Raw genomic sequence first — 15,854 nt, forward strand, 5'->3', positions numbered from 1 at the left:
CCACGAAAGCTGCCCTGGGAGAATAGCGCGACAGGCCCTCGGCCTGAGCGGGACCTTTGCATAAGTCCATCGTCACCCTGAACTTGTTTCAGGGTCCACCGTGAAACCCGCGCGACGGTGCGGATAAGGCGTGGATGCCGAAACAAGTTCGGCATGACGATTGGGATTATGGAGAGCTCCTGCCCTCGCCGGGGCGGCGGGACGCGCGACCTCATATCCCCACCAGCTCGCGCCCGATCAGATAGCGCCTGATCTCGTTGGTCCCCGCGCCGATGTCATAAAGCTTGACGTCGCGCAGGAAGCGCTCGACCGGCCATTCCTTCGTATAGCCCGCGCCCCCCAGCGCCTGGATTGCCTCCAGCGCGCATCGCACCCCATTCTCGCTCGCCAGCAGGATCGCGCCCGCGGCGTCATGACGCGTCGTCCGACCCGCATCGCAGGCGCGCGCCGCCGCATAGACATAGGCCCGCGCCGAATTGAGCGCGACATAGATGTCCGCCACCTTGGCCTGGACCAACTGGAACGATCCGATCGCCTGGCCGAACTGCCGCCGCTCGCGCACATAGGGCAGCACCACGTCGAGACAGGCCTGCATGATCCCGAGCGGCCCCGCCGCCAGCACCGCGCGCTCATGATCGAGGCCGGACATTAATATCTGCGCGCCCTGCCCTTCCTCCCCCATCCGGTTGCCGGCGGGCAGCTCGCAATCGTCGAACAGCAGCTCGGCCGTGTCGCTCCCGCGCATGCCCAGCTTGTCGAGCTTCTTCCCAACGGAAAAACCCCTGAAGCCCTTTTCGATCAGGAAAGCGCTGATGCCCTTCGCGCCTGCCGCCGGATCGGTCCGGGCATAGACGACGAGCACATCGGCATGGGGGCCGTTGGTGATCCAATATTTGGTGCCGTTGAGGATATAGCGGTCGCCCTTCCGCTCGGCCTTCAGCCGCATCGACATCACGTCCGATCCCGCCTCCGCCTCGGACATTGCGAGCGCGCCGACATGCTCGCCCGAAATCAGCCTGGGCAGATAGCGGCGCTTCTGCTCCTCCGATCCCCAGCGGCGGATCTGGTTGATGCACAAATTGCTGTGCGCGCCATAGCTGAGCCCGATCGCGGCCGAGGCGCGCGAAATCTCCTCCATCGCCACCACATGATGGAGATAGCCGAGCCCCAGCCCGCCAAACTCCTCCTCCACCGTGATTCCGTGCAGGCCGAGCGCGCCCATTTCGGGCCAGAGCCGGCGCGGGAAGCTATTGCTTGCATCGATTTCCGCCGCGATCGGCGCGATACGGTCGGCGGCGAAGCGGCGGCAGGTCTCGCGAATCGCATCGGCGGTCTCGCCCAGCGCGAAGTCGAGCGCGGCGACGTCCATGGCCATCCTCTCGGATATGTTCTGCTTTCGGAAGACGGCTTACGCCCCTTGGACCCCCAAGAAAAATTGAAAGATCGGCGTGCAGGTCATAGTTTCTGTCTATGATCGACCGCTATCTGCTGCGCTATTTCCTGGCCGTGGTGGATTATGGCAGCTTCTCGCGCGCCGCCGCCCAGATGAATGTCGCGCAGCCCACGCTGTCGGTCGGCATCGCCAAGCTCGAAAGGCTGCTCGGCACGCCGCTGTTCGTCCGCTCCAGCCAGCGCGTGCATCTCACCGAGGCCGGCAGCCGCTTCGCCGCCCATGCGCGCCGGATCGAGCGAGAATTCAATCTCGCCGAAACCGCGCTTGTCGGCATCCGGCCGCGCCCCACCATCCGCATCGGCATATTGAGCAGCATCCCGACGGACATTCTCGCCGGCTTCGTCGCCGCCGAGGCCGCAGGTGCGCGCGAGGAGCGCTATGAGATAATCGAGGGCGGTGAGCGCGACCTGCTCCAGCGGCTCGCGCGCGGCCGAGTCGATGTCGCGCTGACGATCGTCCGCCCGGAAAATGACCGTTTCGCGCGCGAGACGCTGCTCTCCGAAGGCTATGCGCTCGCGCTCCCCGCCGGTCATCCGCTCGCCGATCGGGAGAGCATCGCAGGCGAGGCGTTGGCGGACGATGTGATGATCGTGCGGCGTCATTGCGAGATATTGTCCGAGACCAGCCGCTATTTCACGGAACGCGGCGTCCGCCCCTTCTTTGCGCTTCGGACGACCAATGACGATCGCGCATTGGCCATGGTCCGCGCCGGAATGGGCGTCACGGTCATGCCCGAAAGCTATCGTGCGGAAGGCGTTGCCCGGCCCGGGCTCGCGGGCTTCGCGCTGCGCCGCGATATCGGCCTGCTGTTCGCCGCCCATGCGGAAATGCTGCAGCAAGGATCGCCGTTGGTGGATCTGCTGCGGTGCACCGTCCCGACCTTTTCTCCTCTATCCTGATCCAGTCCCAGCCCGAGCCGAGCGATCCAACGCAAACGTTTCGCCGAATGCGCCAAAGTCACAACCGAGACAGATGTGCTGCACTGCAAAGGCGTGCAGCATAACTGGATAGTCCCGCAAAAATAATAAAAGCCGTGCGGAACATAAAGGTCTGCTAACCTGCGATATATTACATGGATTCTAGTCTGATAAGGTACGCAGAATTATGGACCTTGATCATATTTGTCTTTAACCATTCAAGGGGGCAGCCATGCTCGATCATGATATGCCAATTAAACCGACTCTTACGGAAAGAGAGCGGCAAATATTAACGATGATGGCCCGGGGCAATTCCGCCAAGGAGGTCGCCCTTGCCCTGTCCGTTTCCCCGCGCACCGTGGAATCGCATGTCGATCATATTCGACTGAAGATTCAAGCGCGCAACCGCGTGCATATGATCACGATTGCTCTCAAGTTCGGACTTCTCCTCCCCGGTCGTATCTAGCCGGTCATTCGGATCGACTCCGGGGACGCCCCATCCCACCGCACTCCCCCCGCCCGATGAGCCAGGAACATCCTGGCTTGTCGGGGTGTTTTTCAAAAACCGAAAACATGTTCTACATAGTATAAAACAACAGCGTCGCCTTCCTATTTACTATTACTACATAGTTTGCTCGGACATATATTTCCCGTCATGGCAATATACATGATGGATAGACAGTGGGTATTATCCCCCGTTCCGATCACCTTGCTCCCCTTATAGTGTTTTCCTCAGATCGCGAATTGCGTCATTCGCAGAATCAGTCCGATCGGATGGGGGGAAAGATTGATGGCAGCGATCCTGTCTTTGCGCGACGCAGGGGGCCGTTAGCCATGATGATCGATGCCCGTTCCCTTCCCGTCGGAACCAAGATCAGGACGGCCGTGTGCATCGTCGGCGCCGGCCCGGCAGGCATCACCATCTCGCGAGAACTGTCCCGGCTCGGCATCGAGAATTGCCTGGTCGAAGCGGGCGGCCTCGATTTCTCGGCCGAATCCCAGTCCCATTATCTGGGCGAGGTGGAATATTCGCCCTATGATCTGGTGACGACGCGGACGCGCCATTTCGGCGGCAGCTCCAATTGCTGGGCCGGCTGGAGCCGCCCGTTTGACGAAATCGACATGGAGGCGCGGTTCTGGGTGCCCAATAGCGGCTGGCCGATCGGGCTGGACGTGCTCAAGCCCTATTATCCCCGCGCGAACGAGGCGCTCCAGCTCCCCGATGCGCCCTATGACCTGTCCTATTGGGCGGAACATGGCCAGGCGCATGATGCGCCGCTGATCCAGTTCAACGGCAGCGGGCTGACGAACGTGATCAGCCAGCTCAGCCCGCCGACGCGCTTCGGCTTCGTCTATCGGCACGAGCTGTCGCGCAGCGGCCTGAGCCGTGTCCTCCTCCATGCCACCGCGTCGGAGATAGTGACGAACGAGGATGGTACGCGCGCGACGGGCGTGCGCATCAACACCGCGGCCGACAGGACGATCGGCGTCGAGGCGGGGATCGTCGTGCTGGCGCTGGGCGGGATCGAAAATGCGCGGCTGCTCCTGCTCTCGCGCAAGGCGCGCCCGGCGGGCCTCGGCAATGATCATGACGTGGTCGGCCGCTATTTCATGGATCATCCGCGCATCCGCATGGGGCGCCTCTATCTGCAGGCGCCGCGATCCTATAGCCGCTTCTACGATGTGACCTATTATTATGGGAACCGCCGCTTCGCCCGCGCGGGCACGCAGCCGGCGGCCAGCATCGGCTTCTCGCGCGAGGTCCAGCGGGAGCGCGAGCTGCTGCAATGTCATATCGGCTTCATCGGCTCCTATCTGTTCGAAAGCAGCCCGCGGGTCGATTCCGGCAAGCGGCTCTACAAGGCGCTCACCCGCAACAATACGGAGCCGCTCGCGCTCGCCGATGTCCGCAGCGCGGTGATCGGCCTGCCGCTGAGCTCGACCGCATGGCTCGCGCGCCAGACCCGTTCGCGCCGCCTCACCCATCATTTCGAGCTGCAAAGCGTGCTCGAGGCCGCCCCCGATCCGGACAATCGCGTCACGCTGAACGGCGACAGGGACCGGTTCGGCATCAACCGGGTGAAGCTGCGCTGGAAGGTGGGCGAGATGGAGAAACGCAGCCATCAGACGGCGATCGCGCTGCTCGGCCGCGAGGTCGAGGCGCTCGGCATCGGCCGCGTCGAGATGGAACCCGAACAATGGGGCGACGATTGGGACCGGAGCGTGATGACGACCTGGCACCATATGGGCACCACGCGGATGCACCAGGATCCGCGCAAGGGCGTTGTGGACGAGCATTGCCGCGTCCATTCGGTCGCCAATCTCTACATCGCAGGCAGTTCGGTCTTCACCACGGGCGGCGGCAACATGCCGACGATCAACATCATCGCCCTCGCGCTGCGTCTCGCCGAACGGCTAAAGAACGTGCATATCGCCCGATAGAGACCGTAGGTAAATCATCGCCCCGTCAGGCCCGCATCCCGATGCGCGGCCGGACGGCGATCGTCGTTGCCGGCGCCGGCCCGGCCGCGCGCGACCCGACGAGCGGCGGTGCGCCCCTCAGCCGCTGGAGCGCGACGAAGAACAGGAAGCTCAGATTTCCGACGAGATAGCGCTTCGCCAGGCGGCGCGGCTCCTGCCATAGCCGGTAGAGCCATTCCATCCGGGCCCGCCGCACCCATGAAGGCGCGCGCGGGACGACCCCGGCCGCGAAATCCAGATAAGCGCCGATGCACATCGTAACGGCGGGCAGCCGCTCCCAATACGCCGCCGCCCATAATTCCTGCCGGGGATGGCCCATCCCCACCAGCACCAGATCGGGCTTCGCTTCGATCACCTTGGCCAACACCACCTCTTCCTCGGCGGCGTCATAATGGCCATGATGCACGCCGACGATCTGGTGATGATAGTGCTTGCGCAGCGCCGCCGCCGCCCGCTCGGCCACGCCCGGCGCGCTGCCGAGCAGGAACAGGCGCAGCGGCCGCCTCTCCGCCGCCAGCAGCGCGGGCACCAGATCGGTGCCGTTGAGATTGTCCGGAAAGGGCCGGCCGAACAGCCAGCGGCTGGCGAGATCGACGCCGATCCCGTCGTTCAGCACCAGCGCCCGCCCCATCGCCCGCGCAAAGGCCGGGTCGGTGCGCGCGCTGTTCACCGAATGGGCGTTGCAGAAGGCCACCATCAGCGGCGCGCCGCAGGCGAGATAGCCCCGGATCCGCCTCAACGCGGCATGGCGTGACAGCACATCGATCGCCACCTGTCCGATCTGGCGCCGGCCGTGGAGCGCGTCGCGATAGAGTTTCTCATATTGCCGCGCCGCGCGCCGCCAGCCGAAATCGGCAACGGTCCGTTCGGCCATGTCGCGGATTTCCGGATCGGACCGCGCCTGCCACCGCTCCAGGAAGCGGCCCGCCTCGCGTGCCGGATCGTCGAAGTCGATCAGCATGCCCATGCCGATCCGGTCGATCGTCGCCTCGAAGGCGGGCACTCTGCTCAGCACCGGGAACAGGCCCGCCGCGGCCGCCTCGATCGCGGCCAGGCCGAATCCCTCGAAATGGGATGCGCAGACATAGACGCTCGATCGGCCGATCAGCCGCTTCAGCGTCTCGTCGGGCGGGGAGATGAGGATGGTCACCGCCGTCTCTATCCCCAATTCCGCCGCCTGCGCGCGCAGCCCGGCCGCCGTCACGCCCATCGGCTTGCCGGCGATGATCAGCGTCCATTCCGGCGCGCGCGCGCGGACCGCCGCGAACCAGCGCAGCATCCGCTCCAGCCCCTTATTGGGCGCGAGCCGCCCGAAATAGATCATGGAGGGCCGGCCCACCGCCGCCACGCCGCGAAATTTGGCTGTATCGACGCCATTTTCCACGAGCCGGGTGGTGCGCGGCGCCACTTTGCGGAACATCGCCTCGTCGGGCAGGCTGCACGCCGCGATCGCGGCATAGCTGCGCGCGGATGCCCGCGTGATCGTCGCGAACCATATTTTCTTCAGCCGCGATGCGAAGCTGGTGTGGAAGAAGCCGCCATGGGTGGTCGCGATCAGCGTCTTGCCATGGATCGGCCGGGTCAGCGCCAGGAAATCATAAAAGAAATCGATGCCGTGGACATGCACCAGATCGGCCGGTTTCAGATGGCGCAGGACCGCGGGCGCGATCGGATAGCGCTCCGATCCGATGAAGGGGATGCGGACAATCTCGATCCCGCCCAGAATCTCCTGCGCTTCGACCGAAATATGCGGCGCACCGAAGATCCGGTCGAGCGTGACGACGCGGACGATATGGCCGGCGACGAGCTGTTCGCGCGCCAACGCCTCCACCACCGCCTCAAGCCCTCCTATCCCAGGATAATATTGCCGGCATATATGCACAATATGCACGATGCATATCTCCCCAGAAGCGGCTGAATAGATTGCAACCACTGACTTCGTCAGATCATATCGGCAATTTTGATAAATTAGCCGGTATTAGTACCGTTCCGTATATCTACCCATGGAGCGGCATATGACCATGACATATAAATTGCATAGCGACATGATTCAGTTTTTTACTTCTGTATTAACAGGATAGAACAATTATGTCTCGATTGCTTATTTCGCCTTTGTTTGGGGCAAAAACCGCGAACGACATCGCATCCCTACCGAGGTGATAAGAAGAAGATCGTCGAAAAAGGTCTCGCAGGCCGCTCCACAGACGCCGTCCAGAACTGGTGCGCAGGGGCGATAGACCTTGGGGGAAGCCATCGTGGCAACAGTAGGACCGACAACGACGTTCGGGTCATCGCTATCGGATGCAGCCCAAAGGGGCGCCGATCTTCACGAACCCGGAATTCAGGGAAGAACAGTTTCACCGGCCGGGCTCGCGCCCTTCGGGTTACGCAGAAGTGCCGGGCATATCGCCTGCAAGCGGCTGCTGGACATCGGCATCGCGCTGACGCTGCTGCTCCTGCTCATGCCGCTGATGCTGTTCGTGGCACTGCTGATCAAGCTGGACAGCCCCGGCAGCATATTCTTCATCCAGCGCAGGACGGGACGCGGAAACCGCACCTTTCGCATCCTCAAATTCCGCACGATGACGGTCAGGGAAGATGGCGGCACAGTGGTGCAAGCCACGTCCGGCGATGCGCGGGTAACGCGCGCGGGCGCCTTCCTCCGGCGAACGAGCATCGACGAGCTTCCCCAATTGCTGAACGTGCTCCTGGGACACATGTCGCTGGTCGGCCCGCGGCCGCATGCGCTGGCGCATGACGCCTATTATGCCTGCCACATCGCCGAATATGGGCAGCGCTTCAGCGTCCGGCCGGGGCTCACCGGGCTCGCCCAGGTTTCCGGCCTGCGCGGCGAGGTCCATACGCTGCAATGCATGCGCGAACGAATTTCGGCGGATCTCGACTATATTGAGCGATGGTCGCTCACGCTGGATATCAAGGTCATGTTCCGCACCATCGCCCTGCTCGGCCGGGACGACCAGGCCTATTGAGGGGCCGCTGGGCCGAGCTCGCCAAAGCCGCCGGCGCTCCCCCTGAGCTTGCCGAAGGTACATCCTGAGCCGCTGTCGAAGGGCGCCCGCGCCATATCCCCTACGCCCGACACCGGCTTGGACAAGCGCAGCCTGAGCGCGGGCGATGCAATTCAGGTTTCTCGATTTCGCGCGCCCGCACGGTCCCGGACCGCCCCCTCTCCGCGCCGCGCGACGATGCAGGAAAAGCACCGAAAAGCTGGCCCTGACGGAAAATGTCGGTGCGCCATTTGCCCACCGTGATTCAACTCGTCTCGTTCTCGACACGAATCGCAGCACGCAACCCCGCTTTTGCGACCAAATGCCCTTCTCCCCGTTGCACTGCACAAGATTAGTAGAAATAAGTTCGATCCAATACGGGGCAGGACAAGATAAGCAGGGAGTTGGTACAGACTAGGGCCTTATACTAGGCCTCACATCTTCTTTCTTACATTAGAGAATGGTCATAATCTTTTGGTCATGACCGTGCTGTCGCGTGCCCGTCTTTAGACTGTTCACTGTGATGCGAGGTGCGGCCTATGCTTGGTGTCAATCTTTCTGGAGCAGAATTCGGGGGTGGAGGTGGACGCCACGGGTCCGACTATATTTATCCGTCATTGCATGATCTGTCCTTTTATCATGATCGCGGCATCGATCTGATCCGTCTCCCCTTCCGCTGGGAAAGAATGCAGCCGCAGCTCGGCGGCCCGCTCGACCCGACCGAGGTCGGCCGGCTGAAGGACTTTCTCGCAAATGCTGCGCAGCTCAACATGAAGGTGATCGTCGATCTCCATAATTATGGCCGATACGAGGGCGTGACGATCGGCAGCGGCTCCGTCACCCCCGAGCGCTTTGCCGATTTCTGGCAGAAGCTGGCCACAGAGCTGAGGGGTTCGCCGGCGCTCGCCGGCTATGATCTGATGAACGAGCCACACAATATGGGCGGGGCCGATCGCTGGCCGAAGGCGGCGCAGGCGGCGGTGGACGCGATCCGCCGCGTCGATGGCACGCAGGACATCCATGTCGAGGGCGACGGCTGGTCCGGGGCGCATAGCTGGCAGAAATATAATGCCAATCTGCGTATCTCCGATCCGGCGAACAAGATCATCTATCAAGCGCATCAATATTTCGACAAGAATAGCTCCGGCACTTATTCAGGCAGTTATGACAACGAGGGCGCCACGCCCATGACGGGCGTCGATCGACTCAAGCCCTTTTTGGATTGGCTGCAGGCCACCGGGTCCAAGGGATTCATTGGCGAGTTCGCCGTGCCCAATAATGATCCGCGCTGGCTGACGGTGCTCGACAATTTCATCGATGCCTTGGCCGCCAATAATATTTCCAGCACCTATTGGGGTGCGGGGCCCTGGTGGGGCGCCTATCCCATGGCGCTGGTCGGCTCGGGCGGGCAGCCCAATCCCCAGCTCGACATATTGCTCGGCAATCTCCATGGCGGGCCCATCGTCCCGGGGGGCAATATGATGCTGCCGCCCGCGCCGAGCGCTCCGCCCCCGCCCCCTGCTCCCGCTCCGGACGGATCGGAGATCAAGGGAGCGGACAAGGGGGATATGCTGTCCGGCACCGATGCCGCCAACATCATCCATGGCCTCGGCGGCAATGACAGCCTGCGCGGCCATGGCGGCGACGACCGGCTGTTCGGCGGCGACGGCAAGGACAAGCTGAACGGCGACCGCGGCGCGGACCGGATGGAAGGCGGCGCCGGCGACGACATCTATTTCATCGACAATGGCGGCGATCTCGTCATCGAGGTCGCCAATGCGGGACGCGACCGGGTCGAAACCACCATCTCCTACACGCTGCCCGAAAATATCGAGGAATTGCGACTGCGTTCCGCCGGCTCGATTTCCGGCACCGGCAACGGACTTGCCAACCGGATCACGGGCAATGGCGCGGCCAATGCGATCGACGGCGACGCGGGCGACGACATTCTGAACGGCGGCGGCGGCGCGGACAGGCTGACCGGCGGCGCCGGCCACGACATTTTCGATTTTGACGATCCGGCCGACAGCCGCGGGCCGGGCAGCGATCATATCCGCGATTTCACTTTCGACGCCGATCGGATCGATCTGTCCGGCATCGATGCGGATGGCAAAGCCGGCGGCAATCAGCCCTTCCGCTTCATAGGCAGCTCCGCCTTCACCGGCCATGCCGGGGAGCTGAATTTCGTGACGCGCGGCCCTTCCGGCGGGGCACTCGGCCAGACCATGCTCCAGGGCGATGTGAATGGCGACAAGATCGCGGATTTCGCGATCCATCTGGACGGCATCGTCCAGCCGCTCCACGCCGCCGACATAATATTGTAGCCGCCGCCCGCTTCGGCTTGCCCGGGCGCCCCCCCCAGCAAGCCTTCGGAGAGAATAATACGTCCTGATTGCCACGACATTGCCTGCGTCCGGTGGCTCTCCCACATTCGCCCGCCAGCAGCGATACCCTTCCCGGCGAAGGATCGGATGCTGGAAAGCAGCCGCACCTAAGGGCAGTTGGATGACGCGGGATTATCGGGGAATCAGGATCGCCTTCGCATCGCTGGACGATGCGACGGATCCGCAATATTCGTCGGGCGCACCCTATGCGATACGCAAGGGCTTTCTCGATCTGGGCTGCGAACTGATCGATGCCTTTCCGCTGCGTGCTCCCCGGTCCCGGCTGCTGCGCTTCCAGTCGATCCTTCACCGGCTGAACGGCGAATATTATACTGCCGATCGCACGCCCAATGCGCTGCGCCGCATGGCTCGTGATCTGAAGCAGCGTATCGCCGGCGAGCGGGTCGATTTCGTCTTCTCGCCGCACAGCACTCCCGTGACGATGCTGGATGTGGACGCGCCGATCATCCTCAGCCACGATCAGACATTCTACGAGCGGCTCGCTTATTTCGCCTATGAGGCGCGGCCGCCGGCGAAGGAATATGTCGCCCAGGCGCTCGCGCAGGAGCAGGCCGCCTTCACCAATGCCTCGCTCTGCGTCTATCCGTCACAGCGCTCGCTCGATTGCATCGCGACGCGCCATGATATTCCGCGGTCCAAGCTGGCGATGATCCCCTGGGGCGCCAACCTCCCCGTCGAGCCCACCCGCCAGGAGACGATGTCGTCGATCCGCGCCCGTGTGGCCACGCCGCTGCGCATCAGCTTCGTCGGCGTCGATTGGGCCCGCAAGGGCGGCTCGGTGATGGTCGAGACGTGCCGGGAGCTTGCCGCGCGCGGGATCGCGCTGGAGTTGCTCGTCATCGGCTGCACGCCGCCGGTCGATCTGCCCGGCTGGGCGCGGGTGATTCCCTATCTCGACAAGCGCAAGCCCCAGGAACTGGCCGAATATCTCGGCCATCTGAAGCGGTCGCACTTTCTCTTCGTACCTTCCCGGCTCGAAGCCTATGGCCATGTCTTCTGCGAGGCGGCGGCGTTCGGCGTGCCGTCCGTCACCACCGATGTGGGCGGCATCCCCACCATCGTGACGGATGGCGTGACCGGCATCTGCCTGCCGATCAGCGCGGTTCCCGCCGACTATGCCGACGCCATGATGCGCGTCCTTCAGGATTGGGGCACTTATGTCCGCATGGCCGATGCCGCGCGAAATCGTTACGAGACGAGCCTGAACTGGCCGGCCTTCTGCCGCGGCGTGATCGACGCCGGGAGCAGGCTTTCGGCCGCCGCCGCGAGCGGCCCCTTGCGCCCCTATCCGCTGCCGACCGACCATCGCCCGCGGGCGGCGATGGCCTGATCCGCCCGGCCGGCTTATGCCGCGACAGGTCGCTGGCCGATCCCTGCCCCCGCCAGCATCCTGCCGATCACCGTATCCCAATCTGCGATGGACGCATTGTCGAGCGCGGATCGATCCAGCTCCAGCGCGCCCCTGAAAGCCCCGATCACGGATGACCGGTCGCCAGGCGTATAGCCGATCACGTTCGGCCGCCCGGCGATGGCGAAATGCGGCGCCACGGTCGGCAGGCGGCAATATTGATATTGGATCAGCTTCAGGCTGGATTGCGCCAGATAATGGACTTCCGGCCGGTCGATATAAGCGGCGATGCCCACATCGGCATGTTGCAGCCGCTTGGCGAGGTCCGCGAACGGCACCTCGCCATGATTGCGCAGATTGGGGCGATCCGCGAACTGAGCGAGCCGCATGCCGAAGGCATGGAAGGTCACGTCGGGAAAGGAATCGAGCATGAAGCCGAAGCTCTCGCTGTCGAACATCATGTCGCCCGCCACCACGGCATGCGGCCCCGGCACTTCGAAGGGGCTCTCGCCCGGATCGTAGAAGACGGATTTCTCGATCCCGTGCGGGATGAAGGCGACGCGTGCCGCGCTCGGAAAATCCGCCGCCATCGATTCGGCGGGCACGCGGACGAGGTCATAATGGCGCGCGGTGCGGTCCAGCGCGGCCCGCAGCATCGGATGCATACCCACCGTCTCCAGCCGATCGCTCGCGCAATAGACGAAGCGCGCCTCCCGCGGCGCGATCCGCTTCAGCCGGTTGAACAACAGCACGGCGGCGCAGCTTTCGATTACGACCAGATCGGCGCCCGCCACCTTGTCGCACACCGACGCCGGCAGCAGCCGGGGATAGAATCCGAACACCGGCTCACTGATCTGCTGCAACATCGGCTGGCCCACGCTCGCCGGATGGAATGGCGGCAGCCAAACATAGCCGTGCAGCCGCTCGCCGCAGTCGCGCCAGCGATTGAAAACGGATCGGTCGACCTGCTTCATCCGCGCATTGCTGCCGAGCTTGGATAGCCAGCTAAGCTGCGTCGTCACGACATAGGTGTCATAGCCGCGTCGCGCCAGCGCCTCGGCCCAGAAGACCATGCCCGTCTTGCGGGTCCCCAGCCCGACGAATTGCTGGGTGAAGAGAACGGCCCGGGGGGCTGCGTCCGTCGTCTTGGGCGTCATCTTGGCCTCCGTCCGTCCTGCCCGCCGCTTCCTGGAAGGCATCTATTCAACACTCGGTCTATTGTTCTTCCCACAATGGCCTTCCGACGGAAATTACTTAGAGCAAATCAAATGCCTCGATAGCATGGCCATTGAGCGCAGAAGAAAGGATAAGTAACGCCATGGCAGCCGACTTTTACAAGTCCGCGATCAGCGGTGCGCTTTTCACCCGCTCAGACCGGATCGCGCGATTCTCCTTCGAATCGGCGACTATACTTGTTATATCCAGAATTTTACGTCCGAAAGACTTCGGTATAATAGCGATGATATTTCCGACCTCCACCTCCGTGACCATGCTTCAACAGGGCGGGTTCGGCGCCGCTGCCGAAATTTCGCCTGTCGGGCACGTTCGCTTATGCTTCGACCTTCGCCGCGCTTTTCGCTACCCATGCCGGCCGGGACTACGCACTGCGCATCCTCCGCTTCGGCCGGATGGGTGCGACCATGGCCGGCGGGCGATTACGCCCGGCCCGCGCATGGCACGCCCGGCCTCCCTCCTCGCTGCGCTGGCGCTGCTCGCCGGCTGCGCCCCGGCGACGGCCGCCCCCTATATCGGGGTGAACCTGTCGGGCGCCGAATATAATCCCCGCCGCATACCGGCCAAGCCGCATGTCGACTATGTCTATCCCGGCCCCGCCGATCTCGATTATTTCCTGTCGCGCAAGCTCAGCAGCATCCGCCTACCCTTCCGCTGGGAAAGGCTCCAACCCCGGCTGCGCGGGCCGCTCGACAAGAAAGAGCTGGCCCGCATCGATGCGGTCGTCGATCATGTCGCCGCGCGCGGCGGCACCGTCCTGCTCGATCCCCATAATTATGCGCGCTATCGCAATATGCTGATCGGCTCGCCCGGCCTGCCCAGCGCGGCCTTCGCCGATTTTTGGCAGAGACTCGCCACCCATTATGCCGGCAATGACCGCGTCCTGTTCGGGCTGATGAACGAGCCGCACGGCATATCCTCCGCCCAATGGTTCTCTGCGGCGCAGGAGGCGATCGACGCGATCCGCACCACGGGCGCGCGCAACCTGATCCTCGTGCCCGGCATTGCCTGGACGGGCGCGCATAGCTGGTTCAGCAGGCGTGGCGGCTCGACCAACGCCATCGCCTTCCGCACGCTGTCCGATCCGGGCGACAATATTGCGGTCGAGGTCCATCAATATTTCGACCATAATTTCTCCGGCACCAGCAAGAGCTGCCGCAGCGCCACGATCGGCGTCGAGAAGATCGCGCCGGTCACGGCCTGGCTGCGGCTGCATGGCTATCGCGGTTTCCTCGGCGAATTCGGCGTCAGCACGAATCCGGTCTGCCTGCGCGCGCTGGAACGGGTGCTCGCCCATCTGACGAAGAATGACGATGTCTGGCTCGGCTGGACCTATTGGGCCGGCGGTCCCTGGCTCGGCAAATATCCCTTCAACGTCTCCGCCAGGGACGGTGCGAAGGAAGAAACGCCCCAGCTCAAGCTCCTGATGCGCTACGCCCGCCCCCGCTAGCCCCAAAACCGTCGCCCCTGCCTCCGCAGGGATGACAGCTAAGCTGACCGCGCTCGCCCTGCGCCTGTCGAAGGGTGCCGAGCCTCGTACGTCACCGACAGGCTCGACACAGGCTTCGACGAGATCAGCCTGAGCGCGATGGGGCGCTTCAGAGGAAAGTCGGGCCGGGGCAAGGAAATCGATGCCCCTCCCGCCCTATGCCGCCCCGCGCAGCATCGGCACCATCTCCACCTCCGCCGCCGGCTCATGCTGCGGCCGGCCCACGCCATGATAAGCGAGCCCCGCGCGCTCCACCTCGGCCGCCGGATAGATGTTGCGCAGATCCACAAGCAGCGGCCGGGCGAGCAGCATGGCAATCCGCTGCAGGTCGAGCGCGCGGAAGGCGTCCCATTCGGTCGCGATCACCAGCGCGTCAGCCCCTTCCGCCGCCGCATAGGGATCCGCTGCGAACTCCACATCGGGAAGCAGCGCGCGCGCCTGGTCCATTCCTTCCGGATCATAAGCGCGCACATGGGCGCCGGCATCCTGCAGCGCCTGCACGATCGCGAGGGACGGCGCGTCGCGCATGTCGTCCGTGTTCGGCTTGAAGGTCAGGCCCAGCAGCGTAATCGTGGCGCCGCGCGCGTCGCCGCCCATCGCCTTGATGACCTTGCGGCCCATCGCCCGCTTGCGCGCGTCATTGGCCTGCACGACCGCCTCGACGATCCGCACCGGCGACTGGAAATCTTCCGCCGTCTTGAGCAGCGCAAGCGTGTCCTTGGGGAAGCAGGAGCCGCCATAACCCGGCCCGGCATGGAGGAATTTGGAACCGATGCGATTGTCGAGGCCGATGCCGCGCGACACGTCCTTCACATCCGCGCCGACCATCTCGCACAGATCCGCCATCTCGTTGATGAAACCGATCTTGGTCGCGAGGAAGGCGTTGGCGGCATATTTGATGAGCTCGCTCGTCCGCCGGCCGGTGAACAGCAGCGGCGCCTGGCTGAGCGACAGCGGACGATAGACCTCGCCCATCATCGCGCGCGCGATCTCGTCATCGGTGCCGACGACGATCCGGTCGGGCCGCTTGAAATCCTCGATCGCGGCGCCCTCGCGCAGGAATTCGGGATTGGAGACGGCCCATGCCCGCGCATTGGGCGCGACTTCGCGGATGATGCGCTCCACCTCGTCGCCCGTGCCGACCGGCACGGTCGATTTGGTCACCACCACGGTCGGTCCGCTGATCGCCGCGGCGATCTCGCGCGTCGCGGCGAAGACATAGCTCAGATCGGCATGGCCATCGCCGCGCCGCGACGGCGTGCCGACCGCGATGAACACCACGTCGGCGGCGGCCACCGCGGGCGCCAGATCGGTGGTGAAGGACAGCCGCCCGGCGCGCACATTGCTCTCGACCAAAGCATCCAGCCCCGGCTCGTAGATCGGCATGATCCCCGCCTCGAGCCGCGCAATCTTGGTCGCATCCTTATCGACGCAGATCACCTCATGGCCGAAATCGGAAAAGCAGGTGCCCGAAACAAGCCCGACATAGCCGGTGCCGATCATCGTGATGCGCATGGTCA

Annotated in this window: 11 protein-coding genes; 7 read left to right on the plus strand and 4 right to left on the minus strand. The window is 63.8% G+C overall.

The genetic code is table 11. The annotated features are described in order from the left end of the window. Positions 1-211: 211 nt before the first annotated feature. Entirely contained in the window at positions 212-1,369 is a 1,158-nt protein-coding gene (locus CLG96_RS07355) for an acyl-CoA dehydrogenase family protein (RefSeq protein WP_207796620.1), read from the minus strand. 101 nt (positions 1,370-1,470) lie between these two features. Between CLG96_RS07355 and CLG96_RS07360 the strand changes: the two genes are divergently transcribed. The 3 genes from CLG96_RS07360 (at position 1,471) to CLG96_RS07370 (ending at position 4,812) form a co-directional block, all read left to right on the plus strand. Further along, complete coding sequence (locus CLG96_RS07360) at positions 1,471-2,352, plus strand: LysR family transcriptional regulator (protein WP_107967197.1); 882 nt, start codon at positions 1,471-1,473, stop codon at positions 2,350-2,352. Between the two features lie 250 nt (positions 2,353-2,602). After that, positions 2,603-2,836, plus strand: coding sequence for a response regulator transcription factor (locus CLG96_RS07365; RefSeq protein WP_107967198.1), 234 nt, complete (start codon positions 2,603-2,605; stop codon positions 2,834-2,836). A gap of 368 nt (positions 2,837-3,204) precedes the next feature. Beyond that, positions 3,205-4,812, plus strand: a complete 1,608-nt coding sequence (locus CLG96_RS07370) for a GMC oxidoreductase (protein ID WP_165799577.1) — start codon at positions 3,205-3,207, stop codon at positions 4,810-4,812. 25 nt (positions 4,813-4,837) lie between these two features. Here CLG96_RS07370 and CLG96_RS07375 read toward each other — a convergent pair whose 3' ends face one another. Continuing rightward, positions 4,838-6,784, minus strand: coding sequence for a WecB/TagA/CpsF family glycosyltransferase (locus CLG96_RS07375; protein WP_107967200.1), 1,947 nt, complete (start codon positions 6,782-6,784; stop codon positions 4,838-4,840). A gap of 322 nt (positions 6,785-7,106) precedes the next feature. On the opposite strand from CLG96_RS07375, the gene CLG96_RS07380 reads away from it, so the two are divergent. The 3 genes from CLG96_RS07380 (at position 7,107) to CLG96_RS07390 (ending at position 11,594) form a co-directional block, all read left to right on the plus strand. Then, the gene (locus CLG96_RS07380; RefSeq protein ID WP_279330571.1) at positions 7,107-7,841 is read left to right on the plus strand and encodes a sugar transferase; all 735 of its coding nucleotides are present in this window, start codon (positions 7,107-7,109) and stop codon (positions 7,839-7,841) included. Between the two features lie 557 nt (positions 7,842-8,398). After that, on the plus strand, positions 8,399-10,183 hold the full coding sequence (locus tag CLG96_RS07385; protein WP_107967202.1) for a cellulase family glycosylhydrolase: 1,785 nt from the start codon (positions 8,399-8,401) through the stop codon (positions 10,181-10,183). Positions 10,184-10,364: 181 nt separating this feature from the next. Continuing rightward, positions 10,365-11,594 carry a glycosyltransferase family 4 protein gene (locus CLG96_RS07390; RefSeq protein ID WP_107967203.1) on the plus strand — a complete coding sequence of 410 codons (1,230 nt, stop codon included), beginning with the start codon at positions 10,365-10,367 and terminating at the stop codon, positions 11,592-11,594. Positions 11,595-11,608: 14 nt separating this feature from the next. On the opposite strand, the gene CLG96_RS07395 is transcribed toward CLG96_RS07390, so the two are convergent. Beyond that, positions 11,609-12,769 (minus strand): GumK N-terminal domain-containing glycosyltransferase, encoded by a 1,161-nt coding sequence (locus CLG96_RS07395; protein ID WP_107967204.1) that lies wholly within the window; start codon positions 12,767-12,769, stop codon positions 11,609-11,611. A gap of 515 nt (positions 12,770-13,284) precedes the next feature. On the opposite strand from CLG96_RS07395, the gene CLG96_RS07400 reads away from it, so the two are divergent. Then, positions 13,285-14,295, plus strand: coding sequence for a glycoside hydrolase family 5 protein (locus tag CLG96_RS07400; RefSeq protein ID WP_107967205.1), 1,011 nt, complete (start codon positions 13,285-13,287; stop codon positions 14,293-14,295). 195 nt (positions 14,296-14,490) lie between these two features. On the opposite strand, the gene CLG96_RS07405 is transcribed toward CLG96_RS07400, so the two are convergent. Continuing rightward, positions 14,491-15,849: a UDP-glucose dehydrogenase family protein gene (locus CLG96_RS07405; protein WP_107967206.1), complete on the minus strand. Its 1,359-nt coding sequence runs from the start codon at positions 15,847-15,849 to the stop codon at positions 14,491-14,493. Positions 15,850-15,854 lie beyond the last annotated feature (5 nt).

The organism is Sphingomonas oleivorans (genome assembly GCF_003050615.1).
In the GTDB taxonomy this organism is placed as follows: domain Bacteria; phylum Pseudomonadota; class Alphaproteobacteria; order Sphingomonadales; family Sphingomonadaceae; genus Sphingomonas_H; species Sphingomonas_H oleivorans.